29 protein-coding genes and 1 pseudogene are annotated in these 24,479 nt (G+C 31.9%); 5 read left to right on the forward strand and 25 right to left on the reverse strand.

Features of this window, described 5'->3' with window-relative positions:
- Positions 1-223: 223 nt before the first annotated feature.
- From WHA43_RS02990 to WHA43_RS03040, 11 genes are all read right to left on the reverse strand, one after another.
- Complete coding sequence (locus WHA43_RS02990; RefSeq protein WP_105045665.1) at positions 224-1,039, reverse strand: hypothetical protein; 816 nt, start codon at positions 1,037-1,039, stop codon at positions 224-226.
- Between the two features lie 156 nt (positions 1,040-1,195).
- Complete coding sequence (locus WHA43_RS02995) at positions 1,196-1,975, reverse strand: nucleotidyltransferase domain-containing protein (RefSeq protein WP_146104889.1); 780 nt, start codon at positions 1,973-1,975, stop codon at positions 1,196-1,198.
- Positions 1,965-2,492 (reverse strand): hypothetical protein, encoded by a 528-nt coding sequence (locus WHA43_RS03000; RefSeq protein ID WP_105045667.1) that lies wholly within the window; start codon positions 2,490-2,492, stop codon positions 1,965-1,967. The genes WHA43_RS02995 and WHA43_RS03000 overlap by 11 nt, the downstream gene beginning before the upstream one ends.
- Before the next feature lie 160 nt (positions 2,493-2,652).
- Positions 2,653-3,372: a toll/interleukin-1 receptor domain-containing protein gene (locus tag WHA43_RS03005; RefSeq protein WP_105045668.1), complete on the reverse strand. Its 720-nt coding sequence runs from the start codon at positions 3,370-3,372 to the stop codon at positions 2,653-2,655.
- Between the two features lie 226 nt (positions 3,373-3,598).
- The gene (locus WHA43_RS03010) at positions 3,599-3,985 is read right to left on the reverse strand and encodes an HU family DNA-binding protein (RefSeq protein WP_105045669.1); all 387 of its coding nucleotides are present in this window, start codon (positions 3,983-3,985) and stop codon (positions 3,599-3,601) included.
- 581 nt (positions 3,986-4,566) lie between these two features.
- Positions 4,567-5,580: a hypothetical protein gene (locus WHA43_RS03015; RefSeq protein ID WP_105045670.1), complete on the reverse strand. Its 1,014-nt coding sequence runs from the start codon at positions 5,578-5,580 to the stop codon at positions 4,567-4,569.
- Positions 5,581-5,617: 37 nt separating this feature from the next.
- Complete coding sequence (locus WHA43_RS03020; RefSeq protein ID WP_105045671.1) at positions 5,618-6,367, reverse strand: hypothetical protein; 750 nt, start codon at positions 6,365-6,367, stop codon at positions 5,618-5,620.
- Between the two features lie 155 nt (positions 6,368-6,522).
- Positions 6,523-8,073, reverse strand: a complete 1,551-nt coding sequence (locus WHA43_RS03025) for an MORN repeat-containing protein (RefSeq protein ID WP_105045672.1) — start codon at positions 8,071-8,073, stop codon at positions 6,523-6,525.
- Positions 8,074-8,220: 147 nt separating this feature from the next.
- Positions 8,221-8,808, reverse strand: coding sequence for a hypothetical protein (locus tag WHA43_RS03030; protein WP_105045673.1), 588 nt, complete (start codon positions 8,806-8,808; stop codon positions 8,221-8,223).
- 20 nt (positions 8,809-8,828) lie between these two features.
- The gene (locus WHA43_RS03035) at positions 8,829-9,380 is read right to left on the reverse strand and encodes a hypothetical protein (protein ID WP_105045674.1); all 552 of its coding nucleotides are present in this window, start codon (positions 9,378-9,380) and stop codon (positions 8,829-8,831) included.
- Positions 9,381-9,761: 381 nt separating this feature from the next.
- A complete protein-coding gene (locus WHA43_RS03040) occupies positions 9,762-11,309 on the reverse strand; it encodes a SulP family inorganic anion transporter (RefSeq protein WP_105045675.1) in 1,548 nt (515 codons plus the stop codon).
- A gap of 277 nt (positions 11,310-11,586) precedes the next feature.
- Here WHA43_RS03040 and tsaE point away from each other — a divergent pair, with 277 nt between their 5' ends.
- Genes tsaE through WHA43_RS03055 form a run of 3 tightly spaced genes read left to right on the forward strand, consistent with a single transcriptional unit; the run spans position 11,587 to position 13,617 of the window.
- On the forward strand, positions 11,587-11,994 hold the full coding sequence (tsaE, locus tag WHA43_RS03045) for a tRNA (adenosine(37)-N6)-threonylcarbamoyltransferase complex ATPase subunit type 1 TsaE (protein WP_105045676.1): 408 nt from the start codon (positions 11,587-11,589) through the stop codon (positions 11,992-11,994).
- A gap of 9 nt (positions 11,995-12,003) precedes the next feature.
- Positions 12,004-13,200 (forward strand): alanine dehydrogenase, encoded by a 1,197-nt coding sequence (locus tag WHA43_RS03050; protein ID WP_105045677.1) that lies wholly within the window; start codon positions 12,004-12,006, stop codon positions 13,198-13,200.
- Between the two features lie 48 nt (positions 13,201-13,248).
- The gene (locus WHA43_RS03055; protein ID WP_105045678.1) at positions 13,249-13,617 is read left to right on the forward strand and encodes a DUF4258 domain-containing protein; all 369 of its coding nucleotides are present in this window, start codon (positions 13,249-13,251) and stop codon (positions 13,615-13,617) included.
- Here WHA43_RS03055 and WHA43_RS03060 read toward each other — a convergent pair.
- Positions 13,614-14,207, reverse strand: a complete 594-nt coding sequence (locus tag WHA43_RS03060; protein ID WP_105045679.1) for a YdeI/OmpD-associated family protein — start codon at positions 14,205-14,207, stop codon at positions 13,614-13,616. The two genes, WHA43_RS03055 and WHA43_RS03060, sit on opposite strands and share 4 nt — an antisense overlap.
- 68 nt (positions 14,208-14,275) lie before the next feature.
- On the opposite strand from WHA43_RS03060, the gene WHA43_RS03065 reads away from it, so the two are divergent.
- A complete protein-coding gene (locus WHA43_RS03065) occupies positions 14,276-14,974 on the forward strand; it encodes an SIR2 family NAD-dependent protein deacylase (RefSeq protein WP_105045680.1) in 699 nt (232 codons plus the stop codon).
- A gap of 327 nt (positions 14,975-15,301) precedes the next feature.
- On the opposite strand, the gene WHA43_RS03070 is transcribed toward WHA43_RS03065, so the two are convergent.
- The 10 genes and pseudogenes from WHA43_RS03070 to rpsF form a co-directional block, all read right to left on the reverse strand.
- Entirely contained in the window at positions 15,302-16,015 is a 714-nt protein-coding gene (locus WHA43_RS03070; RefSeq protein ID WP_105045681.1) for a LytR/AlgR family response regulator transcription factor, read from the reverse strand.
- A 5-nt stretch (positions 16,016-16,020) separates the two neighbouring features.
- The gene (locus WHA43_RS03075; protein ID WP_105045682.1) at positions 16,021-16,344 is read right to left on the reverse strand and encodes a histidine kinase; all 324 of its coding nucleotides are present in this window, start codon (positions 16,342-16,344) and stop codon (positions 16,021-16,023) included.
- A complete protein-coding gene (locus WHA43_RS03080) occupies positions 16,341-17,390 on the reverse strand; it encodes a sensor histidine kinase (protein ID WP_105045683.1) in 1,050 nt (349 codons plus the stop codon). Before WHA43_RS03080 ends, WHA43_RS03075 begins: the two co-directional genes overlap by 4 nt.
- Positions 17,387-18,529, reverse strand: a complete 1,143-nt coding sequence (locus tag WHA43_RS03085) for an FIST signal transduction protein (protein ID WP_105045684.1) — start codon at positions 18,527-18,529, stop codon at positions 17,387-17,389. Before WHA43_RS03085 ends, WHA43_RS03080 begins: the two co-directional genes overlap by 4 nt.
- Positions 18,526-18,735: pseudogene (locus WHA43_RS03090) on the reverse strand (ATP-binding protein); the annotation flags it as partial. The gene WHA43_RS03085 and the pseudogene WHA43_RS03090, both read right to left, overlap by 4 nt.
- A 90-nt stretch (positions 18,736-18,825) precedes the next feature.
- Positions 18,826-19,239, reverse strand: a complete 414-nt coding sequence (locus tag WHA43_RS03095; protein ID WP_105045685.1) for a response regulator — start codon at positions 19,237-19,239, stop codon at positions 18,826-18,828.
- 136 nt (positions 19,240-19,375) lie between these two features.
- Positions 19,376-19,840, reverse strand: coding sequence for a DUF6495 family protein (locus tag WHA43_RS03100; protein ID WP_105045686.1), 465 nt, complete (start codon positions 19,838-19,840; stop codon positions 19,376-19,378).
- Between the two features lie 63 nt (positions 19,841-19,903).
- Positions 19,904-20,347: a 50S ribosomal protein L9 gene (gene rplI, locus WHA43_RS03105; RefSeq protein ID WP_105045687.1), complete on the reverse strand. Its 444-nt coding sequence runs from the start codon at positions 20,345-20,347 to the stop codon at positions 19,904-19,906.
- A 16-nt stretch (positions 20,348-20,363) separates the two neighbouring features.
- Complete coding sequence (rpsR, locus tag WHA43_RS03110; protein WP_105045688.1) at positions 20,364-20,660, reverse strand: 30S ribosomal protein S18; 297 nt, start codon at positions 20,658-20,660, stop codon at positions 20,364-20,366.
- Positions 20,661-20,663: 3 nt separating this feature from the next.
- Positions 20,664-21,005 (reverse strand): 30S ribosomal protein S6, encoded by a 342-nt coding sequence (gene rpsF / locus WHA43_RS03115; protein ID WP_105045689.1) that lies wholly within the window; start codon positions 21,003-21,005, stop codon positions 20,664-20,666.
- Between the two features lie 115 nt (positions 21,006-21,120).
- On the opposite strand from rpsF, the gene WHA43_RS03120 reads away from it, so the two are divergent.
- Positions 21,121-22,011 (forward strand): sterol desaturase family protein, encoded by an 891-nt coding sequence (locus tag WHA43_RS03120; protein ID WP_105045690.1) that lies wholly within the window; start codon positions 21,121-21,123, stop codon positions 22,009-22,011.
- 34 nt (positions 22,012-22,045) lie between these two features.
- On the opposite strand, the gene ald is transcribed toward WHA43_RS03120, so the two are convergent.
- The 3 genes from ald to WHA43_RS03135 all read right to left on the reverse strand — a co-directional run bounded on the left by ald (position 22,046) and on the right by WHA43_RS03135 (position 24,475).
- Positions 22,046-23,131: an alanine dehydrogenase gene (gene ald / locus WHA43_RS03125; protein WP_105045691.1), complete on the reverse strand. Its 1,086-nt coding sequence runs from the start codon at positions 23,129-23,131 to the stop codon at positions 22,046-22,048.
- A 202-nt stretch (positions 23,132-23,333) separates the two neighbouring features.
- On the reverse strand, positions 23,334-24,041 hold the full coding sequence (locus tag WHA43_RS03130; RefSeq protein WP_105045692.1) for a GDSL-type esterase/lipase family protein: 708 nt from the start codon (positions 24,039-24,041) through the stop codon (positions 23,334-23,336).
- A gap of 26 nt (positions 24,042-24,067) precedes the next feature.
- Complete coding sequence (locus WHA43_RS03135; RefSeq protein WP_105045693.1) at positions 24,068-24,475, reverse strand: response regulator; 408 nt, start codon at positions 24,473-24,475, stop codon at positions 24,068-24,070.
- Positions 24,476-24,479: the final 4 nt, after the last annotated feature.

Genomic DNA, 24,479 nt, shown 5'->3' on the forward strand with positions numbered 1-24,479 from the left:
CAAAAAAGAAATGATCATTTTCTTTTTATTTTTTTGGTTCTTGAAACATTGTTTGGGTATTTAGTTTTTTGGGTTGGTTTGAGTTTTTAACTTGTTTGTGTATGAAAAGTTGCGATTTTGACAAAGAGGAATTTCCAACGGAAATTCTGAAGTTGGCAAAATCGCAACAACCTTTGGTGAAGTTATAAATAGCAATTTTTTATACACGGTTTAGGCAAAATATTTATTTTTCAAAGTCCGATAAAACAAAATCAAAGTTCTTAATTACTTCTTCCAATTTTTGTTTTGTTTTAGCACTGTCCTTCAATTCAGGTTTCAAACCTTTTTTGATGATTTCATAGTCAAGCTCAAAATATTGTTTAAATCCAATTGTTATTATCTGTGACATTAACAATTCACAATGAGATTTTAATCTATCTATGTCAATTTTAAAAATGTCTTTTTCTATTCTGATTTTTTCATTCCTATTTACATATAAAAAATCCGAATGAAAGGGTTCTTTTACAGGAAATCCATCCCAATGTTTAACACAATTTGAAATGTAGTTTATTCTACTTGTTATTGCAAATTTGTCGTGTGATTTGAAAATATTTATTTTGTATTTCTTTTTACAATATTCCTCAATAGTTAAAAGATTATTTTCTTCATTAAGTTCTTTCAGTAAAAAGTTTGTAGCGTCAATCAATGCTTTTAAATAAGATTCATATTTATGGAAAAGTCCAACGTAACCAAGTCTTACAGTTTCGTAAAGATTCTCCTTTAGTTCGTCTTTTGAAATATTAAATAAATGTTTGTATTTAGATTTTGAAATTTGAGTCCAACTGTCGGCAATTGACCTATTTGCAGAAGGAATATAATAATTCAGGAATAAGGTTTGAAAATTTTCCATCTCCGACGTTGATTTGATTATCAAGTCAAATAGTTTTTTCCCTTCTTCAGAATCTTGAAGTTTATCAAAGTCTTTTACTTTGGCAAAATTATCCGCTAACCTTTCAACAAGTAAGTCAATTGGGTTGTATTTTGGATTTGGTTTTTTCATATTTTGCCTAACGTTTTGCAGCTTTGTGAAGGCGGGGATTTACAGCACTAAACTTCATTATATGCACAAAACTTGGATTTAGCACTTCACTGTCATAGAAGCACAAAACCCCCGCTTTTGCAAAACGGCTGTTACCAGCCGTAGTTCTTGATTTCGTCACCATACTATGTCTTTCCAATATTGTTTTCCACACGAAGTTTTGGCCTTTGAAATGATAGCCTTTTTTTCAGTCGCAGTCAGTAAATCAGACAAAATATTATTTGAGTTTGCAGGGTCAACAATTCTACTGTTCAGAGGGTTGTTTGTGTCTTTTGCTAGTTCTCTTAAAAGAAAAATGAAGTTGTCGCTAAGTTTTGAGGCGTCTTTAGATTTTCCAGATAAGGAACTAATTGATAAATATTCGAGATAGATTGATGGAAAGTCAAGTCCATTTAACTCTCTCCAAATTTTCAGAAGTTTAATTTCATTTAACCTACCACTCCCTGATATATCATTAATATGCTTTTGAATGTTCGTCTGTTTCCAAGTGTCTTGCTTTGAAACATAAAGCCAGTGGTCATTTGTATTTCCAGATTGTTTTCTTGCAGGAGTGATGTCAACTTCCAAGTTGCCAATCTTAATTCTAAAGGAAACGTTTTGTTTTCTGACTGGATTATACTTTGTTCTTAAGTGGTTATACAAACTATCATAAATGCTTTTAAGACCACCGTTATTGGCGTTGCAGTCACTTGTTAATGAAATAAGGTAATCAACATCAGATGCAATGGAAATAGCTGTCCCTTTTGCTCTTGACCCAGAGTTCAATATTGAAATGTAACAAGATGAAGCCCACTTTTGCAGGTCTGATTTTAGAAGTAAGATGTTGAGCGTATAGCTATCCAAACTTCTTGGAGCGTATTTGTTGAGAATTGTTTCTAAATACATATTACTGTCCATCGAAGCTAGTTGTTATTAAAGAGTTTAAGATGTCATTTAGCAGTCGACCTTTGAAGTTCACTACAACTGTATTGCTTTTGTTTGCAATTTCAGCCATCTTGTCGTTAGGAATGGAACCAGCCTTTGCAAAAATGATAACGGCTGTATTATGATTTTTTCTTGCTACAAATATTTGGTCTATTAGAATACCGCTTGTTTCCCAGTCAACGAGTAAAATTGTATGTTCTTTTGCTTTGTCAATATTGTCAATAGGAATATGAATGACGTTTTTCTTATTAAATATATCCGTGTCAGTGATGCAGTCTTTGAGAGTTGAAAATACTTCGGAAGTTCCAATAATTGCAACTTTTCTACGCCAAATTGCTTTTCCAATCCTAAATACTAAGGGCGTTACTCCGAGGGTTATACAAACAACTCTATAAATTATTCCTATCGCTGCAAAAACCACAGTTAGTCCACCTACAATGATGAAAACTGGATGATTAAAAAAGTCAATTATTTGTTGAATTATATTCATATGACGTCTTTATGTTGTTGTCGTCTTACTATGGCTTGTAACGGTCTCGGCTATGAGTAGTTGCGTGGGTTAGCACTTAATTTTGCAAGTACGCACCAAACTGAAAATCCGCGAGGATTTTCAGGAGTAGGCGAGAACAAGCAATTACTTATAGCCATTGTTAGCTGTAGTTTTCTTCTTTTACAGTAATTAATTCAGTCAATTTCTTTGCAATATTTTCCATTGTATCTTCTTGTGTATCTAATCCATTCCTTGACCCTAATAATGGACTCACATCTCTTAATTCATCATATGTTGTATTATGCACAATAGGTACTAGCTGGTCTGTAGCAAGTAAAGCAGATAATTCTTTTTCGGCAACACCTTCATTCTGTACTCTTTTCAAAAAGTTCGGTGTTACTAAAACAATTCCAATTTTAGATTTTGCTAAACCTTTATCGATTTCCCGAAGAAATGAAGTTCCTAATGGTATATCTTTTTCACTGAACCATACATTTACACCATTTGATTCAAGTAAGTTGTATAATTCTAATGCAGATTCTTTTCTGTCATCCCAAGCGTGACAAAGAAAAATATCTCTAATATCAGGTTTTTCAGCTCTTTTTTCTACAACTTTTCTAACAGGTGTAAGTGCATTTATCTCTGCTGACGTATAATAAATTGTTGAACTAGATTTTGACCAAGAAGCTTTTCGAGTTCGACCTTTTGAAATATTATAATTTCCAGATGAAGATGTTCTACTGGTTGAGGAATAATAGTTATCATAAGAAGGGTATGAATATCTAGAACCATATCCGCCATATCTACTACTACACGCAGGACAATTTGCTGCGCCACTTGCTGTTCTATGTCCTCTTGAAGGTGCTGTACATCTTGCCATATTTTTATTTTATTCTTTTAGGTTACTAATTTAATAATTTGCTAACATCTTTATTTACGGAAAGCCTCATTTCAAATATTTGAACATTGTCCGAAATTACAGCTAACTAGTTAATATGCGCAACTTTATGTAACATTTCACAAACTATAGCACATTTTTTCGCACCACAAAATACAAATAAAATCAATACAATCGCCACAGCTATAGCAAATACAGGAAAAACACCCTATGCTTCTTTCAACACAGGCACACCTTGTTTTAAAAACTTTTTCATTTTGGCTGTAGGTTGGTAATTGATATGAAACTTTTGGATGCTTTGGGGTGATTTTAGGTTTTTGGGGTCGTTAGTAGCTTTGCATTGAAATCCCATTTTAAATTTTCCAATATGATCGAGGTCAATGATTTTACCTTGTTGCAAATAAAACTGCATTTTTTTACCCAAAGAAATCAACACTGCTTTGATATCAGCTTCCGACAAACTCGATTCACTGCTGATAATTTCGCTCAGTTCATCCGTATCAATGACTCCTGTATGGATGGCTTGCATGATGTAAATTTCACTATTCTCTTTGATGTTGTTTGCTCGTTTTGTAATGCGGTATTGTAGTGCCATAATTGCTAAATTAAATTATTGTAAATGTATTGTTGCAGCTCCGAAAGTGTGTAGTTGCAATTGCGTACGTACCCAACTGCTACTGCGCACGTAGTGGAGTACCCAAATATAGTATATTTGCTGTAGATAATTAGTACTATTTATCTAAAATACTTCTACTATTTATTAATAGAAATAGTACTATTATTAGGTAGTAGTGCACGTGCCCGTCTGCAACTGCGCACTGACGCGATTGCAGTTGGGTACGTGTGGGATTGCAGGTGTGTAAGACATTACTTTTGTTTTTGCCACATAGAAGGTCACATAGGGGTTTTTTGTGATTGTAGTCGCTTCGCTTTAATTTAGTAAATCATAGCTATGTGGTTACCAATTGATTTATTTATGTAACTAACTTTTATTTCAGCCACATAGCGTACACATAGGGGTTCTTTGTGTTTGTTGTTGTTTTGCTTTTTTATAAAACCCTAAACATACACTTGGTTTGATTTGCATTCTATTGAATATTACTTATAGCTATTAATTATCTCCAAAATCCAATCGCCATAGTCAATAAAGCTGTACTCAATACCTAACGAAATGAATTATATAAAATTCTTTAGTACGACCTCTTCATTCATTTTTAATGCAAGTAATTTTTCAATTTCATAGGCTTCGGTTTCTTTATCAACGCTAGTGGCTAAATCAATGAAATTATCGCTTTCAGATGCGCTTTTCCATTGAAATAACGCAACATACAAACTGGCATAACTTTCTGTAGCATTGTGTTCGATATCCTCTATTTTTTTGTTCAACAATGCCAAAAAAACATCCATAGCGTATGATAGTGAGGCTGTATCTGAAATGGATTTGATTTCTTGATATAGTTCCTGTAATAAAATGCCTAGGTTTTTCAACCCTTCATAGGCATAATGAATTGTTCCTGTACTTGTTGAAAAGGTTTCCCAATGTTGATTGAAAAGGGCTTTTTTAAAATAATATTTACCTTCTTCTCCACACAACGAAAAACCGAGTAAAATACCTGCATTACAATCTGTTGAAGCGACCTCATCACCCAAATCATAGAGTTTTTGGAGTGTGTTCTTTGTATCTTTTAGTTTGCAAACCAAGGCAGGAATAAACTCAGGAAATAAGTTTTCTCCATAACATTTTTCAATGGCTTTTAAGATGGTTTCTTGATATTCATCACAATTGAAATGAAGCAATCCTAAAGCAGCATATTTGCTGATATAATAATCCGTTTTAGTATCTGAATTAAAAAGATACTCAGCTAAGATTGGTTTTATGGGTGCAAACTGTAAATGACCTAAAACTTCTAAAATTTCGGGGTCTGCATTGGGTATTAATTGCTGGTCTTTAATGACAATATCGAACAATTCAGCTGCCATTGAAGCATCACCAAAGGCTTTAAAAACAGGCAAAAGATACGAATAATGAAACTCAGAAGCATTGGGTAAGTACAGTTGTAACAGCGCCTTAGCATCTTGTTTATCACCACATTTTACAACGGCATTTACCAAAGAAGTAATAAGGGTTGTATTTCTTAATGAGGCATCTAATTGGAAATAAGCAATGAGTTTTTGTGTTGATTGAAGCATTTGAATGGTACTTTTTATTGGTATTTTTTCTTCATGGTCATTGTATATAGTACCAAGGTATGTGAAATAGCCCTACTTTTAGGTCAATTTTTATGGTTTGCCCAATTTGAATTTCTTCATATTGACTATTTGCTACTGATATTTCTTCCTTATCATAATGGTGTCCCCAAGGATTAACTTTTACATAATATGTTTTCCTACCTCTTCTCCCTTTACTAATTCTTTTGTCAATTACCTCCGTCTCGTAAACTATTGGTTCAGAATTGTCGAACACACAATTTACCCCATATGTACCAGCGTAACTGAATAGAAAAACATTGAAAATAAGTGATAGGTAAATCCATGTTTTGCTCTTAGTTGTATTATCTATAAGCTTATGTGTTGAAAATAGAATAACTAACATAATTATAAATGTAATAGTCCCTGGCAATATCAAACTATAAAAACTTTCAAACTCAAAATCAATTAAAACTCTTATTAAAATTACCCATGCAGCAAAGTCTATAAAATCTGCAACATCATACTTGTCATCACCATTATTGTCTTTAGAAATTTCAACAAGACTTGCGATACTTGGTCTGCCAGTTAATCCATTAAGTAAAAGTCCAACTACTGGAATACACAAAAGTACCGTAAAAAGAATTGTATAAGGTTTTGGATAAAACAAAAACCACAAACTAAGCCCTATAGTTATATACTCTAACCAGTTAAGTTTATGAAATGTTAATTTAGATAGCGTTACTTTACTTCTCTTTTTATTTTGCTTAATTTCTCTTTTTTCTGTCATTGTTTAGCAATAAGTACTACAATTAGTGTTTCTAACTTTTGATTGTATTTGTTTAGTTCATTTTCATACTCATCTGTGTCTTTTTCTATTGCCTTAATTCTGTGTAATATCCTGTAAATTATACTATTGAAATACTTTTTTTCAAGGGATAATAATTATTTTACATTCAAAGCTTCGCCTACAAAAAATAATGACAAATGTTCGGACATATTACCAGATTTATTAAATAGCCTGATATAATAGGTTCCTTTTTTGGTGATAGGTATTGACAAATTATCATTTGACTGCGTTATTGCAATGATATTATCGTTTTCGTCTTTTAAATTTATATAGCTTTTAACAATGGATTTCTTATTGGAATCTAAAACAGACCAAGTACTTGAATTAATAATCATAAGAAAAAAAGTAGAATTTGGAGACAAATCTTTAGTTAAAACAAATGGAATATCAATGTATCCTTCTGCATTAAATGTAAGATTTGCATAATCCAATTCTTCAAATGTAGGAGCTTCTTTATTAAAGTCAATTGACTGAAAATCGAAACGTTTATCTGCATAGTTAAATTTTCTTCTAAAATTAAGTAAGCTAGAAAATCTTGAGTTACTTTTTTTAATCTGATCCAAATACTCAAATTTTTTGCCGTATAACTCTCCATTTCTCCAATTTCCATTAAATAAAATACCATATTTATTGGTATAGGTACCTGACTCATGGGCTTTATTGTTTTTAAAACCGCCTTCATATTTAGTCTTGTTTGTATAAAAAATAGATCCATACCCATTGAATTGATCATTTTGAAATTGACCTTCATATTTAAAGCCGTTATATTTCTGGTAAACACCTCGTCCGTGATATTTTCCATTTTTAAACTCACCTTCGTATACATCACCGCTCTTAAAATATCTTTTTCCTTTTCCGTGTTGTGTGTCATTCAGCCACTCTCCCTCATAAATTATTTTCCCATCAGTATCAAAAAGTTTTCCTATACCTGACCTTTGATTATTTTTAAATTCACCTATATATTTTGTGCCGTTTGAATAGCGCATCGTAATTGATTTACCATTTGTAAGATTATTTGATGAATTCTTTTTTGAAGTGTTATCTATATCCTCAAATTCATCAAAATCATTAAAATCATCATTTACTTTCTTTTGCACAGTTTGTTTTTGGTTCGTATTAATTTGCTTACTCATTCTATCCAACTTATCATTTTCAAACTCTCTTTTTACCAAACTATACGCTTGTTGTGCATTATTGATTCCGTTGATATAGGTTTTGTTGTATTCGCGAATCACGTCTTTATGTCTAAAAACAAAATTGCATAATTTAACATTCGTAAAACAGTTTGCATCCACTAGTAAATCTGCCAAATCAACCAATCTATCCAAATCAATCAATTGTATTTTTGATCGAAAGTCTTGATACGCTTTTCTTAATTCTGCAGAATTAACACTAGTATTTGATTCATACTCTAAGGTTGATAATAAATTATTTACAGCAACGTATAATGAAGAGGCTGAATCGCTAATTGCTCTAGCTGTTGTTTTAGAGGGTGAAGGCGGAAAAGCATTTAAATCAACTTCAAACTCCTTTGCTGCACTGGTAATTCTGTAATAGCGGTTTTTAACTTCATCAGATTGACTGTAAAGTTTTGTTGTAAAACTTGAAATAAGAAATAAGCCTAGAAAAAAGATTATTCTTTTCATAAAGTTAAATTTTATTTTTTGTTAACCCCATTGTAATCAATAAGGTTTTTAAATATGCTTCTTTTATGATTCATTTAATGTTACAGATAACAATCTGTATAGGGCATTTGTATGATACCAAAATTTGCTTACACAAGCAATTAGATGCTACCAGCCTTCATCTTCATCTTCATTTTTATTTTTATCTTTAAGATCTACAAATCCCCACCCATTAAGATTTAACATCCTTACAAAATTATCTTCATACCCTGTAGGATAAATCAACTTCAATTTATTCATATCAAATATTTTTGATAAACTGAACTCGTTTTTTTCAATCTTTGATAGTGATAATTCTATGAGTTTAGCAGATACCATATTGGGATGTTCAATGGTTGATTTTACAGTATGCACAGATTCGTGTTGAGAGATTTTCGTAACTCCGTTTTTGGTTTGCTTATGCTGTATTTTAAGTCTCACAAATTTTTCATCTGAAGTAGATTTGCTATTGATAAATCCTTTTGTACAAAATATCATGACAAATTCTAAAGACTCATTATCGCCTATTTTTTTAGTACCAAAGTATTCTTTTGTTCTGCATTGTTGATTGTCATATTGGTTCGTAAGAGCTTTGATATTTTTGGTTGTGTTTTCAAAAGCCTTAGATAGAGGTTGATTTGCAACATCAATGTCCTTTTTTGATGCTGTACCAATTAGTGTAGCTGCTAAAAAAATTGTTGTTAAAATTGTTTTCATTTATTCTTAATTTAATTTGATTAATTCTCCTGTTCAAACTCCGGATAAGGCATTTGCTCTTTATCTAGATTGTATAAAAAATCGGTTTTTAGTTCTCCTGTCATCCAATCAATCCAAGCCCAAAGTCCCTCTTTTTTTACAGCTACATAATCTACATAGCTTTGGTAAGTGCTCAATCCGTCATTGACTGTTTTTTCAACCTGGAATATCTTGTATCCATCATAAAGACATTCAACCGTTTGTTTGGCTTTTTTTGAACCGTAAGTCCAAGGTGAAGTGTACAAACCTACTTTACCATCAAGCCAAACACCTGTTAGTTTAGCATTGTATCCAAAAAAATCAATGGAATCATAAGCTGGTGGGATGAGTTCTTTGATATCATGATTTGCATATCCTTGATACATTCCCCATTTGTTTGTTAACTTGTTTTTAGCGATGAAAACCGCATCTTCGTTAGTTGTATCGAATTGGAGTTCTGAAGCATTGGTTTTTTGAAGTAATAAAGCAGTATTTTCTTGTCCTGATAACCATGAACAAGTAAATAATAACACAAGAATTAGCATGTTTTTCATCTGTTAATATTTATTGTTTTTCAATGGTCAGATGTAATGTCCTGATTATCATTTTTGGTGGGTTTGCAACTTTTGTTAATGGACATTTCATACTGCCTGTTTTTATAAACATGCGCATTAAAGCGGACATGTATACATAAAGGGCAAAATCGCCACAACTTTTTTTTGATGGTGTGAAAAATAATCATTTTTTATATATGAAATACAAAAAAATCACTGGGTAAGTTATTTGATTGTCATGTGCTATAAAAAACCTTACAAACGAATGATTTTTTATATGCTAATTTTGAGAAAAATCAATAATGCATCAAAATAAAAAAGCAGTTTTTAAAGAGATAAGTATGGATTTATGTCTTGAAATTTACGAAAATGATGTACTTTTTATAAATCAGACATTACCTTATAACTAGGATCTTCAAGTACATTAACCTCAATAATTTTGTCGGCATTTTTCAATAATTTTTGACAATCTGCACTCAAATGACGTAAGTGTACTTTTTTACCTACTTTTTCATATCGCTCTGTTATTTTGTTCAATGCCTCTATGGCAGACATGTCTACAACCCTACTTTCTTTAAAATCAATGATGATTTGTTCAGGATCGTTCAAAACATCAAACTTTTCGTTGAAAACAGTTACCGAACCAAAAAATAAAGGACCGTAAATCTCGTAGTGTTTAATGCCTTTTTCGTCAGTATATTTTCGAGCACGAATGCGTTGCGCATTGTCCCAAGCAAATACCAAAGCCGCTATAATTACCCCAATTATAACTGCCAATGCCAAATTGTGCAAGAATACCGTTACTAATGTAACTACTACCATAACAAAAATGTCGGATTTTGGCATTCTGTTAAAGGTTTTTAAACTCGCCCATTCAAAGGTTCCAATTGCCACCATAATCATCAAACCAGTTAAAGCTGCCATGGGCAATTGCTCAATTAAACCTGCCCCAAACATTACAAAAGCTAACAATGCCACAGCTGCAACAATTCCTGATAACCTTGCTCTTGCCCCGTTTGAAACGTTGATTAAACTTTGACCAATCATGGCACAACCTCCCATTCCTGAGAAAAAACCCGATAAAATATTGGCTGCACCTTGAGCAACTGCCTCTTTATTACCACGACCACGCGTTTCTGTAATCTCGTCAACGATATTTAAAGTTAACAAACTTTCAATCAATCCAACACCAGCCACAATTGCCGCATACGGGAAAATTACAACCAACGTTTCTAAGTTAACAGGTACATTAGGAATGTGAAATGGCGGAAAACCACCTTGAATAGACGCAATATCACCCACAGTTTTGGTATCAATCCCAAACCCAATTACAATTCCTGAAATGGTTAAAATTGCCATTAACGACGAAGGAATCACTTTGGTTAGTTTTGGCAAACCCCAAATAATCAACATGGTTAATACCACCAATCCTAAAAAAATTGCCAAAGAACTCCCTGTCAACCAATCGCCATTATTGTCTTTAAATTGAGCCAATTGCGACATAAAAATGATGATTGCCAAACCATTGACAAATCCGAAAATCACTGGATGGGGCACTAAACGCATCAATTTTCCCAAACGTAAAACACCTGCTGTAACCTGTAAAATTCCGGCTAAAACAACGGTTGCAAAAATATATTCAGGTCCGTGCGAAATTGCCAAAGCAACAATTACCACAGCTACTGCTCCTGTTGCTCCCGAAATCATGCCTGGTCTTCCACCTAAAATTGAGGTTATCAAACCCATTACAAATGCGGCATACAAACCTGTTAACGGAGATAAGCCAGCTATGAGCGCAAAAGCAACAGCCTCTGGAATCAATGCAATCGCTACTGTTAGTCCTGATAAAACTTCGGTCTTATAATCTACTTTTTGTTTGAAGTCAAAGAGGTTGATGTATTTTTTAAGTTGGATAGGTTTTGAAATCATTATTTTGGTTGAATATTTATAATGAAATAAGAATTATATAAAAAGCTATATATGTTCTTTTTAATTTCATTTTAGAAAGTGGCAAAATTAGGCAATCCTTTTACTTTATAAAACAAAAAAAGGGTTTGATTGTTCTAGATATATTATTTAGTTCGTTACTATACAAAAACACTCGAATTGACTTTGAAAATCGTCGTTTCAACTGCAGCTTGGTTTAGAAAGCAATTTTCAAACATTTTTTAACGCTAGCTACATTATCTTTGTTATTTTTAACCTCATGAATAGAGACTATGATTTATCAGATTTAACGGCCATTGCAACGAAAATAATTGCAACTGTTCCTAAAAAAACACTGTTGTTTTATGGAGAAATGGGTGTGGGAAAAACTACGCTTATTAAAGAAATTTGCTTGCAATTGGGTGTTGTAGATAACATCTCCTCTCCTACTTTTTCATTGGTTAATGAATATCAAACCACTAACAATGAGCGAGTGTATCACTTCGATTTTTATAGAATTATCGATGAAACCGAAGCTTTAGACATCGGAATTGATGATTATTTTTATAACAATGATTGGTGTTTGATTGAGTGGCCTCAAAACATCAAAAATTTACTACCTTTAAACGCGGTAGAAATTCAACTTTCTATGGCAGCAAATGGCAAACGAAACATTCTAATCAAATAATAGACATTTATGAGTTCTTTTTCTCCTTTTAGCAAAGAAGATTTGCTACCCCAAGAAGAAATGTTAGAAGTGCAAAAACGCAAAGGAGAGCTTTTTATAGGCTTGCCTAAAGAAACCTATTTGGGTGAAAAAAGAGTTTGTTTAACGCCAGATGCTGTATCTGCCTTGTGTGCACATGGTCACCGAATTGTAGTTGAAACTGGTGCAGGTTTGCATTCTAGTTACTCAGACAAAGAATACTCAGAGGCAGGTGCAAAAATATCTGACAACGTAGAAGAAGCTTTTAAATGCAATATTGTATTGAAAGTTGCCCCGCCAACAGAAAAAGAAATCGGATATATCAATCCGCAAACCATCTTAATTTCGTCATTGCAATTAAAAACTCAATCCAAAGCCTATTTTGAACAATTGGCTAAAAAAAGAATTACTGCAGTGGCTTTTGATTTTATCAAAGACGAGCATAATTCTTATCCTATTGTAAAATCGCTCAGTGAAATTGCTGGTACTGCATCTATATTAATTGCAGCCGAATTGATGAGCGGCATTAACAAAGGAAATGGTTTGTTGTTAGGAAATATTGGAGGTGTGCCACCATCAAGCGTGGTGATTTTTGGCGCAGGAACTGTGGGTGAATATGCTGCCAAAACCGCTATTGGTTTGGGAGCTAGAGTAAAAGTTTTTGACAATTCTATCAGCAAACTTCGCAAATTGCAAGACTGTTTGCACGCACCAATTTATACTTCTACTGTGCAACCAAAATCGGTAGCCAAAGCTTTGATGCGTTGTGATGTGGCTATTGGTGCGATTAGAGGTAAAAACAGGTCGCCCATTTGTGCTACTGAAGACATGATTAAAACCATGAAAGAAGGAGCTGTCATTGTAGATGTAAGTATTGATAGAGGTGGTTGTTTTGAAACTTCTAACGTTACTACACACAACACACCAACTTTTGTAAAACATGGAGTGATTCATTATTGTGTACCCAATATTCCTGCAAGATATGCACGAACTGCCTCTGTTTCTATCAGTAATATTTTTACGCCATATCTGTTAAACATTGCAGAAGAAGGTGGTTTTGAAAATGCAGCACGATTTGATAGAAGCTTGCGCAATGGCATGTATTTTTATCACGGAATTTTAACCAACAAAACAGTAGCTGATTGGTTCGATTTACCATACAGAGATATTAATTTATTGCTTATTTAACCCTATTTATAGCTTAAAAAAAGTATTTTTGCAGCATAAATTTATACGATGTTACTGAAAAGAATTGGTTATTATTTGATAGGTGTTTCCATTGGAGCCATTGCAGTTTCTTTTATATGGAAAAATAAAAATGCTTCATTTGACTATGGAATGGACGCACGAACCTTAAAAACCATTCGAATTAAAGAACGATTCTATTCCAATGAAGCATTGCAAACTCTTCAAAACAAACAATTGGATACTACTATCATTTCTAAAATACTAAGAAATGCAGATGTAGATTTTAACAAAGGAAAACCAAGACAAAAACCTTGTGCTGAATACTTTATTACGGGTAAAGACAATTTAAAAAACATCAGTTTATACGTTTCTAGATGTGATTCTACTGCAACTATTGAAAAGATAATTATAAATTAGTTTTTTTGATATTGGTCATTCAATCCCTTTTTATCCAAAATCATAGCAATACACTTGTCAACTCTTTTTAGTTTGGTTTCAGATTTTTTCGCTTCAGAAATATAGGTAGCATACTCTCGTTGACAGCTCTTAGTAAGTTGCTGAAAAGCGATTGTTAAATCCTTATTTTTAGAGAGCTCATTTTGAAGTTCAATCGGAATATTTACATTGACATCCTCCGTTTTTCGTTTGATTTCTTTACCCAACTTTATATTTTCAATTGTCTGGGCAATATATTCTTTGATTAGTTCCGTTTGTACATCATCAATTGAAAAAAATCGCCACTGCAACATTGCTTTGGTTTTGCCTTCTTGCGCGTTGATAAAAACTTTTTTTTCGTCATGCAACAAAGCTCCCTGAAAAAACCACAAGCCACAATAATTTTTAAATGCTGCCAATCCAACACAGTTTTTTTGATTGAAAACAAACACAGGTGCACCCCATTTGATGGTTTCTTCCAAAGGGAATTCTGTAATAATTTCTCTTAATTTAGTGAGAATTTCTTTCCATTGTGGATGTTTTTCAATGTATTCCAAAACTTTATCACTCATTTTCTATTTGATTTTGTACTTGTAAATTGAATTCGCTTTACGGTTTTAAATATACTATTTTTGTAGTTATGAAAAAATTAGTCGTTTTAACAGGCGCAGGAATTTCAGCAGAAAGTGGCATCAAAACTTTTAGAGATGCTGATGGTTTGTGGGAAGGTCATGATGTATTAGAAGTGGCAACTCCTGAGGGTTTTGCTAAAAATCCGGCTTTGGTATTGGATTTTTACAATCAACGAAGAAGACAGTTGTTAACAGTTTTGCCCAACAAAGCACATTATAATTTAGTTGCTTTAGAAGAATACTTTGAGGTGCAAATCATCACTCAAAATATCGACGACTTACACGAACGTGCAGGCAGTAAAAATGTGTTGCATTTGCATGGTGAACTCTTAAAAGTGCGCAGTACTAAAAATCCAACTACTATTTTAGAATGGAGAAAAGACTTGATGTTAGGAGATTTGTGCAAACAAAAAAGTCAGTTGCGCCCCCATATTGTATGGTTTGGAGAAGAAGTACCTATGCTTGAAAAAGCGATTGAACTTACTGAAAAAGCTGATATTTTAGTAATTATTGGCACTTCTATGCAAGTGTATCCTGCAGCAAGTTTGGTGCATTATGTGAGTCAAAAAACTCCTATTTATTTTATAGACCCAAATCCACAAATAACTGAAAATCGATTTGCCAATTTGATAATTATTAAGGAGTTAGCAAGTACAGGAACGAGCATTTTGAATGCTATGTTATTACAAAAACAAAAGAGCTACTAAGTAGCTCTTTCACATTTAAATCTTTACACTTGCTTCAAAAAAATCCTTCTCAGTAAAAATTTACACTAAGGGTTTGTAAGGGGTATATAGGGGTTATTCGTTAGGGATGCTTTTTATTATTACTACCTTTCTCTAATTACACTACAAAGATAGGTTCAATTAGATGCTGTTTAGCTTTCTTTTCGATGTGCAACTTTTTAGTTACGATGAATGAATTGATGTATTTCGACGAATGTTTCTAAAACAATTGATCAAAAATTTATAGATAAACGTAAAGAAACCTTTAAATGGATTGGAATGCTAGAAAGAAAAATGTTTAAAAAGAAACTACAGTAAATTGAGACGTTTCATAAGCTCAGGTCTATTTGAACGACTTACAGGAACCACATCTTTTTTAATCAACACACTATTGTCTTCAATATCAATGATTTTTTTGACATTGATGATGAAAGAGCGATGCACTTTTAAAAAAAGGGATGTTGGCAATTTGTCTTCTATTTTTTTTAAAGTAGAATGCACAACATAGTTTTTATCTTCTGTTTTGATGTGAATATAATCGCCTTTAGCTTCAACCAAATAAATACTAGCCAAATCAATTTTTATAAGACGTCTATCAATATTTACATAAAAATCATTTTCAACAACCGTTTCCTTTTCGCTCTTGCTAGCTTTTATTTTCGGTTTTTTAGGGATTGTATTTTTTACTTTTGCAATGGCTTTTTCAAAGCGTGGCAATTGTATGGGCTTTAACAAATAATCTACTACACACTCATATTCAAAAGCTTCAATAGCAAATTGAGGATCTGATGTGGTTAAGATTATTTTTGGCGGATTTTTTAGGGTCTTGATAAAGTCTAGCCCACTAAAATCGGGCATGTGAATATCTAAAAAAATAAGATCTACTTCGTTTTCATTTAAGTATTTAATGGCTTGAATTGCACTTGAAAATTCTTCAACAACGGTAAGGTCATCAAAACTGTTACAAAGAGTTTGTATGATAACTCTTGCCATTTTTTCATCATCAATTAATATGCAATTCATAGAAATTAAATAGTTTTCAAATACGATGAAATTACTTGTAACAATTCCTCAAATGCTTCTGCACCCTCAATATTGTTATCTTTTAGATTTCGTTCATAATCATTTGCTAATTTATAACTTTTTTCGAAACCCAAAATACTTATTTTTGGTTTCATTCTGTGTACATTAGCTGCAAGTAGCTTGAAATCTTTTTGTGCTAAACTTTCGTAATAGGCAATTTTCTCTTCTGGAAACTCATTTTTAAGAACATCAACCAGAAGTTGCTTTACAGCTTCATCTCCTGCTGCTAGTTGATCTATATAATTTAAATTTGGTTGTTCAGAAATCATTTTTTTAAGGTAAAATGGAAAGTAGTTCCAACATTCATTGTGGATTCTAACCATATTGTACCTTTGTAAAGTTCTATAATTTTTTTGACAATTGAAAGCCCAATGCCCGAAGATTTGTCATCGTTTTGCAATTTTTTAAAAGCGATGAAAATTTTATCAAAATATTTGCTTTCTATGCCTTTGCCATTGTCACTTATAGAAAACTTCCAAAAGGTTTCATCTTCGCTAAAATTTAGCGTAATCATGGCAATTTCTTTATCATTAAACTTAATTCCGTTATCAATGATATTGAAAAATAAACGTTCTAACGTATAAAAATCACCCTGAATTACAGGGAGGTTTGCTGGAAGATTGAATTCGTATTTTTTTGAGGTCTCGATTTTTTTTGCTACGTCTGATAAAACACTTTCTAAAGCTATACTTTTAAATTTATTTTCAATTTTGCTAACTTTTGAAAATTCTGAAATTCCGTGAACGATATAATACAGTTTGTCTACATTTTCTTGAATTAAATCTAGTTTTTCTAGGCCATCTTGCTCTAAAGCGTCTTTATAATCTTCTTTAATCCAAGAAGTTAGTGTATTGATACTTTGCAAGGGTGATTTTAAATCATGAGAAACCATGTGTGCATAATAATTGAGTTCTCGATTTTGCTGCTCAACATTTTGAAGTAACTTGTCTCTTTGCGTGTTGAATTCGATGATTTTTTTTGCTTGATGGTTGATAAAATCAACAAGATTATGACTATTAAGTTCTAAATCATCAATGTTTTTAACCCCTTTTATGTTGTAGGTTTTTAGAGTTTCAACAACATTCTGCAACTTTTCAATGATTTTATTTTGGGCATCATATTGTTTTTTTAATAAAATATTTGCCTGAGATAGTTCTTCAGAACTAATTTTTGTAGCTCTTTGAAGCATCACAAATTGGTCATCAAAAGTGTGGTAAGACTTATTTACTGCATCCAAAAAAAGTTGCATTTCTGGATGAGATTTTAATTCATCAGATAAATATTTTCGAATTTGCCTTTTTAAAAGTGGATTCATTGTTCGCTAATTAAGGTAATTGTCATTGTTTGATTGTGTAATTGACAATTATTTTCTCCGTTAAAAGGGGCAATTTCACCATAAGAATACAATCCGCATATGGTGGTTTTATTCCCAACAACTTCAACAACTTCGTCTACTTCTTCTTCAACTCGTTGATCAAGTACTAATTTTCTACCTATACAACTTACTAAAATTGCAAGCTCTGGCACTTTATTTCTTTGGTGATTTGCTTTGTTTGCAGCAATTTCGGCAGCATTTATAATGCTATCAACATTAGTCATCATCAATTGAACTGTGGAGTTTTCGGCAATATCACCCGCCAAAATCATTGAATTTTCTTTTTCGTCAATGTTTAAAATAGTTCTAACAATTGATTCGTTTTCATTACTAGATTTCACTTTTAAAGGAAATAACAACGCTGCTGAAGGCAATTCTTTTGATTTTTCACCCAAATAGGTTTTATACAAATCAAGTGCAGGTTTGTTATCTAATTCGTATAAAATATTGTCTTTTGATTTGGTTACAATTCTTTCAGGTCCAAAAGGTGTCCAACCATCGTTAATAGCAAATGAAACTTCTAAATGTTCACCATACAATCCAATCGCAACAATTTCGCCAGCTTTTGGATTTTCGTTGTACGAACAAATAGTTTTTTCAAATCTTGCAGCATCACTACATAAAGCTCCTGTAATTAATATATCATTGTGGGTAACTTTATTCATACCATTGGCTAATTGACTACCATTAATGACACTTCCATCAGAAATTACCAACACATATTTTAAATTTTCTTGATCAAACTGTTGAATCAATTCATAACCCGCTTGAAAACTATTCACAGCCTGATTTTGATTTTTTACATTGACAGTTTTGATTTCGAAATTACTTTTTTCGAATTCAATTGCAGTGATAGTGATGCCATCATCATCTACAGAATGTGAAGAAATATCACCTGCTGATGAGCCAAAAACGATTTCACCATCTTTAAAAATTTCTCTAACTTCTTGATAGATATCGTTTTTTTCAAGCAAATACCTGCTTCCAAAAACCAATACAAGAGGTTTAACAAGAGGTATATTTTCTCCTAAATATTGCCAATTAGTGTCAATGTTTCTGCGTAGTTGAACTGTTTTCATATTTTTTTTGGTATGGTAAAATAAAATGTCGTTCCTATTCCTTTTTCACTATCAAGCCAAATTTTTCCTTGATATAATTCTACAATCTTTTTTGCAATTGACAAACCAATTCCTGAGGAATCTTGTCTTTTGGTTAATGATTGAAATATCTTAAAAATTTTGTCGTGATATTGTTTTTCAATACCAATTCCGTTAGATTCTAGCGAAGCTTATTGAATGATTTTGTCTACCATTTCTAGACCAAATTTTTGTTCAACCAAATCTAAAAACTCAGTAAAGACAATTCCTTTCACGTGTTAGTATTTTTTTAGTTCATTTGTACTCCAATATGTTAAAACAGCATCCATTTTTTTAACGTAATCTTCGTACTTTAATGGTTTTAAGATGTATCCAGAAATACCTAATTTATAACACTCTTCTAAGTCTGATTTATTGTCTGAAGTGGTTAAAATCACAGTAGGAATATGTCTAAAATCTTCACTCTTTTTTAAAATGTCTAAAAACTCAATACCGCTAATTTTAGGCATATTTAAATCTAGTAAAATTAAATCGGGATATCTTTTACTTCCTTTTAGAATTTCTAAGGCAATTTCTGCATCTTTTGCTTCTGAAAGTGTGTGATTTAATTCTAATAATGAAAGTGTTCTTTTCATTTTCATTATTTCTAGAAAATTATCTTCAATTAATAAAATATCCAATTGCTTGTTCATGAGTTGAATTGTTAACAACTATCAATAATAGTTTATTATCCTCATTTTTAAACATAGAAAGGCTCTATTCACCAAAAAGTATCGATGAATAGCAGAAAAGTGTCGACGAATTGATTATAGAGAATGTTAAAACAGCTTATATAAATCCCTGAAAATACTCGAAAATCTCACCATTAGAAATGATACTTCCTTTTTCTATAAGATCAAAAATTTCTGTATTTCGTTCTGCTGTGTATTGTTTACTTCCTTTAAATATTTCAACAGAATTATCTAACGGATTTTTCATCAACCATTCAAAACCTTCTTGAGTTAATAGATTGATGTCCCAAGTAATTTTAATGGCGATTCTGTGAATTTTATCTGCATCGCATTTAAAAAAATTGGCAGAAGTTTCGGAAAAATGCTCTAAATAGATTGCTTTTGTTAAAACGTCTTCCCAAACAACATCCGAAAAAACTTTCATTTCTTCTAAAGCTACTTCAGGTTTTTGGGTTTTAATTTCAGCCCATTCGTTTACATCAATGCTCTGTGAAGCTAAAAAAATGGCAAACTCTTGGTGCAAACTTTCGAATTGTTCTTTGGTTAACAAACGATATTTCATAAGGTATTGAATTAAAAAAAGCTCGTTATTTCTAACGAGCTTTTGTTTGATAATAGAGTAAATTTATTCAGCAATTACTTCAAAAGTAATATCTGCTACTACGTTTCTGTGTAATCTAACAGAAGCTTCGTATTTACCTAATCTTTTTACAGTACCACCTGTCACTTTAATGAATTTTTTATCCACTTCAGTTCCAGCTTTTGCAATAGCTTCAGCTAAATCAATATTGCTTACAGAACCAAATAATTTGTCTCCGCCAGCTTTTGAGGCAATTTTAATTTCATATCCTTTAATTGTTTCTGCAATTTTGTTTGCATCAGCAATTAATTTTGCTTCTTTATAAGCACGTTGTTTTAAGTTTTCTGCTAATACTTTCTTTGCAGATGAAGTAGCTAAAACTGCTTGTCCTGTAGGGATTAAAAAGTTTCTGCCATAACCGTTTTTTACAGTTACTACATCGTCTTTAAATCCTAAATTTTCTACGTCTTGTTTTAATATCAATTCCATAATATCTACTTCTTAATTATTTTAACATATCACCAACGTAAGGCATTAAAGCTAAATGACGAGACCTTTTGATGGCTTGAGCCACTTTACGTTGATATTTTAATGAGGTTCCTGTTAAACGTCTTGGTAAAATTTTACCTTGTTCGTTTACTAAATACAATAAGAAATCGGCATCTTTATAATCGATATATTTAATTCCTTTTTTCTTAAATCTACAGTATTTATTTTCTTTTTTGGTTTCAATGTCAAGAGGTGTTAAATATCTCACATCAGCAGATTTACCTCCTTTTGATTGTTGTTCAATAGTTTCCATGACTTATTTTTTTGCAGATTTAACACGTTCTCTTCTTTTCTCAGCCCAAGCAGCAGCATGTTTGTCGAATTTTACAGTTAGATAACGCATTACAGTATCATCTCTTCTAAATTCTAACTCAAATGGTGCAATAACTTCGCCTGCAACTTTGTACTCAAATAAGTGATAAAAACCACTTTTTTTCTTTTGGATTGGATAAGCCAATTTTTTTAAGCCCCAATCTTCTTTTGAAATCATTTCGGCACCTTTAGAAACCAAATAGTCTTCGAACTTTTGTACTGTTTCCTTTATCTGAGTATCAGATAAAACGGGATTCAAAATGAAAACAGTTTCGTAATGATTCATAAGTAAATATTTATTGTTTATTTTTAAGGGTGCAAATATAGTAACTTTTTAGGAATTACCAATTACTTATTTTGGTTTAAATTTTTTTATATTGCGAGAACAATTATAATATGAAATGCAAATACCAGAAATACCCAATTTAATCCATTTTGCGATTCCTTTTTTTATAATTACCGTAATTATAGAAGTGATTTTAACGGTTAAAATAAGACTTGAAGAATATGAGTTTAAAGATGCTGCCACTTCAATAGCTATGGGTTTGGGAAATGTTTTTTTAGGATTGATTTCGAAAAGTTTGGTATTGACTGTGTTTTTATTTTTTTATCAATACAGACTCTTTACTATTCCTTTTGCCTGGTGGTCATGGATTTTAGTCTTATTTGCAGAAGATTTTTGTTATTATTGGTTTCATAGAACGAGTCACGAAAATCGTTTGTTTTGGGCAAGCCATGTGGTGCACCATTCTTCTCAAAAATATAATTTAAGCACCGCTTTACGACAAACTTGGTCAGGAAGTTTTTACTCTTTTATTTTTTGGATTCCTCTGATATTATTGGGTTTTCATCCTATAATGGTGTTGGTTCAAATTTCAATTAGTTTGTTATATCAATATTGGATTCACACAGAATTGATAGAAAAATTGCCCAAATGGTTTGAGGCTATTTTTAATACGCCAAGCCATCACAGAGTGCATCATGCAACAAATCCTCAATATTTGGATCGCAATCATGCAGGTATTTTTATCATTTGGGATAGAATGTTTGGAACATTTGAGCCTGAAATTGAAAAGCCAGTATATGGTTTGGTAAAAAACATACATACGTACAATCCTGTAAAAGTGGCTTTTAAAGAATGGATTCAGATGTTTAAGGATGCTTTTACATCAAAAACTACTTTTGTAAATCGATTGAAATACTTGGTAAAACCTCCAGGATGGAAACATGATGGAACAGGTATTTTATCTACTGATTTGAGAAAAGAATGGGAACAAAAAAAAGGTAAATGAAACACTTACCTTTTTTATTAAAATTTATAGAATTTTATGCTTCAAAAGCATGTAATAACTCTTCGTAAACGATTTCACCTTTTACAATGTTCAATCCTTTTTCTAAAGTTTTATCTATGTTGCAAGCTTCTCTCCATCCTAAGTTTGCAATTTTCAATACGTAATTTAAAGTAACGTTTGTTAATGCTAATGTTGATGTGTAAGGAACTGCACCTGGCATGTTAGCCACACAATAATGCACAACATCATCAATAATATACGTTGGATCTTGATGTGTAGTTGGTCTAGTTGTTTCAAAACATCCCCCTTGATCTACAGCAACATCTACAATTACAGTTCCAGGTTTCATTTCTTTCAACATGTCTCTTGTAATCAATTTTGGCGCTTTTCCTCCTTTTACCAAAACTCCACCAATAATCAAATCGTGTGTTTTAATGTGTTGACGAATACTGTATTCATTTGAGAAAGCAGTAACTACATGGTTTGGTAAAACATCATTTAAGTAACGTAAACGTTTCATGTTTATATCCATAATGGTTACACTTGCCCCCAATCCTGCAGCCATTTTCGCAGCTTGTACACCAACAACACCAGCTCCTAAAATCAATACTTTTCCAGGAGCAACTCCAGGAACACCTCCTAATAAAATACCTCTACCTTTGATTGGTTTTTCTAAGTATTTTGCTCCTTGTTGAATTGCCATTCTTCCAGCTACTTCAGACATCGGAGTTAATAACGGCAAGGTTCCGTCTTCATCTTCAACAGTTTCATAAGCAATACAAATTGCTTTTCTACGAATCATTGCTTTGGTCAATTCTTCACTAGATGCGAAATGAAAATACGTAAATATAACTTGATCTTCTTGAATCAAATCATACTCAGATACAATAGGCTCTTTTACTTTAACAATCATTTCACTAGAAGCATACACTTCTTCGATAGTTGGTAAAATAATAGCACCTACTTCTTCATAATCTTTATCTAAAAAACCACTTCCTTCACCTGCAGTTGATTGCACATATACAGTATGATTGTGTTTTTTTAAAGCAAAAACACCAGCAGGAGTCATCCCTACTCTATTTTCGTTGTTTTTAATTTCTTTAGGAATCCCTATTTTCATGATTTTAAATGTGTCTGATTTACGGCCATAAAAATACGTTGATTATTCATAATTCTTAAAATATTTGCAGATTTTAATGTGTTTTTATGTGAAGTTTATTAGAAACTTTAATTAGTTGATTTTTTGGCAATAAATTATCACGAAATCGATTTTTTAACTAATAAAATGAGAAATTTATTGAATTGCTATTTTGCTTAGTATTTTAGCGAGGCTGTTTTAGCAAATAGGGTTTTAGTATTCTCTGCCAAATCTTATATCCTTCAGCTTTCATATGAAGTTTGTCACTTGCAAACAATTCATGACGATAGCCACCATTTGATGTTAGCATGTCTTTATAAACATCAACAAACGTCATATTTGATTCGGTTTCTATATATTTTCTCATCAAATTATTGGTTTGAATCATTTTATTTCTATATAAATCGTTTGCAGGACTTGGTTTTATAGAAATATAAACTACAGGAACATCAGGCATTTTTTCACGAATCATTGATAGTAATTTTTTTGTATTTTCAAAAATACTATCTGATGAATTTACAGGGTATTTTAAATCATTTTCACCTATATACAATACAATCTGACTCGGTTTATAATCAAAAATAAGTTGATCTGCATAACGAATAATGTCCTTTACTTGAGCACCTCCTAAACCCTTATTGATAACCTTGTATTTTTCGAACTTTTTTTCAATATTTTTCCACAATCTAATGGATGAACTTCCAACGAAAACAATGGGATTTTTTGGCGGTAAGTAAATTTTTTCGAAAGTTTTGATTGCTTGAATTTCCTCAGCATAAATAGGTTTAAATTGAGAAAAAATATTGGAAACAGAAACTAATGAACCAATGATGAAAAGAACAACATATTTGTCAATTCTTACATCTATATTTATGCTATTTTTTAAATCCATACTAGAATTTTATGTTTTTATCACCATTATTTTAATGAAAAAGTTGTTGAAAGCTGACTTAAAAACTCGAAATTTAAAGGTTTTTCTACAAAACTCACCACATTTGAATTCATTGCAGATTTATCAACATCATCTTTATTTACTGATGAAGAAAGCATGTAAATAAAAAATGAATCTTTCATTTGAATCTTATTTTGTTCTAACCGCTCTAAAAACTCCCATCCAGTCATTAAAGGCATGTTAATATCTAAAAACAAAAATGTTTTTTCATTTTCTTCTGTTGTATCTGTTGAACTTAAATATTCAATAGCATCTTCAGGATCAATAAATGAAATGATTTTTACTCCTGGAAATTCATCTTCAATTAAAATTTCACTCAGCATATTGTTTATTGCATCATCATCAACTAAAACAAATCGTACCTGACTTTTCATCTTA

Source organism: Polaribacter gangjinensis (assembly GCF_038024125.1).
Lineage (GTDB): Bacteria > Bacteroidota > Bacteroidia > Flavobacteriales > Flavobacteriaceae > Polaribacter > Polaribacter gangjinensis.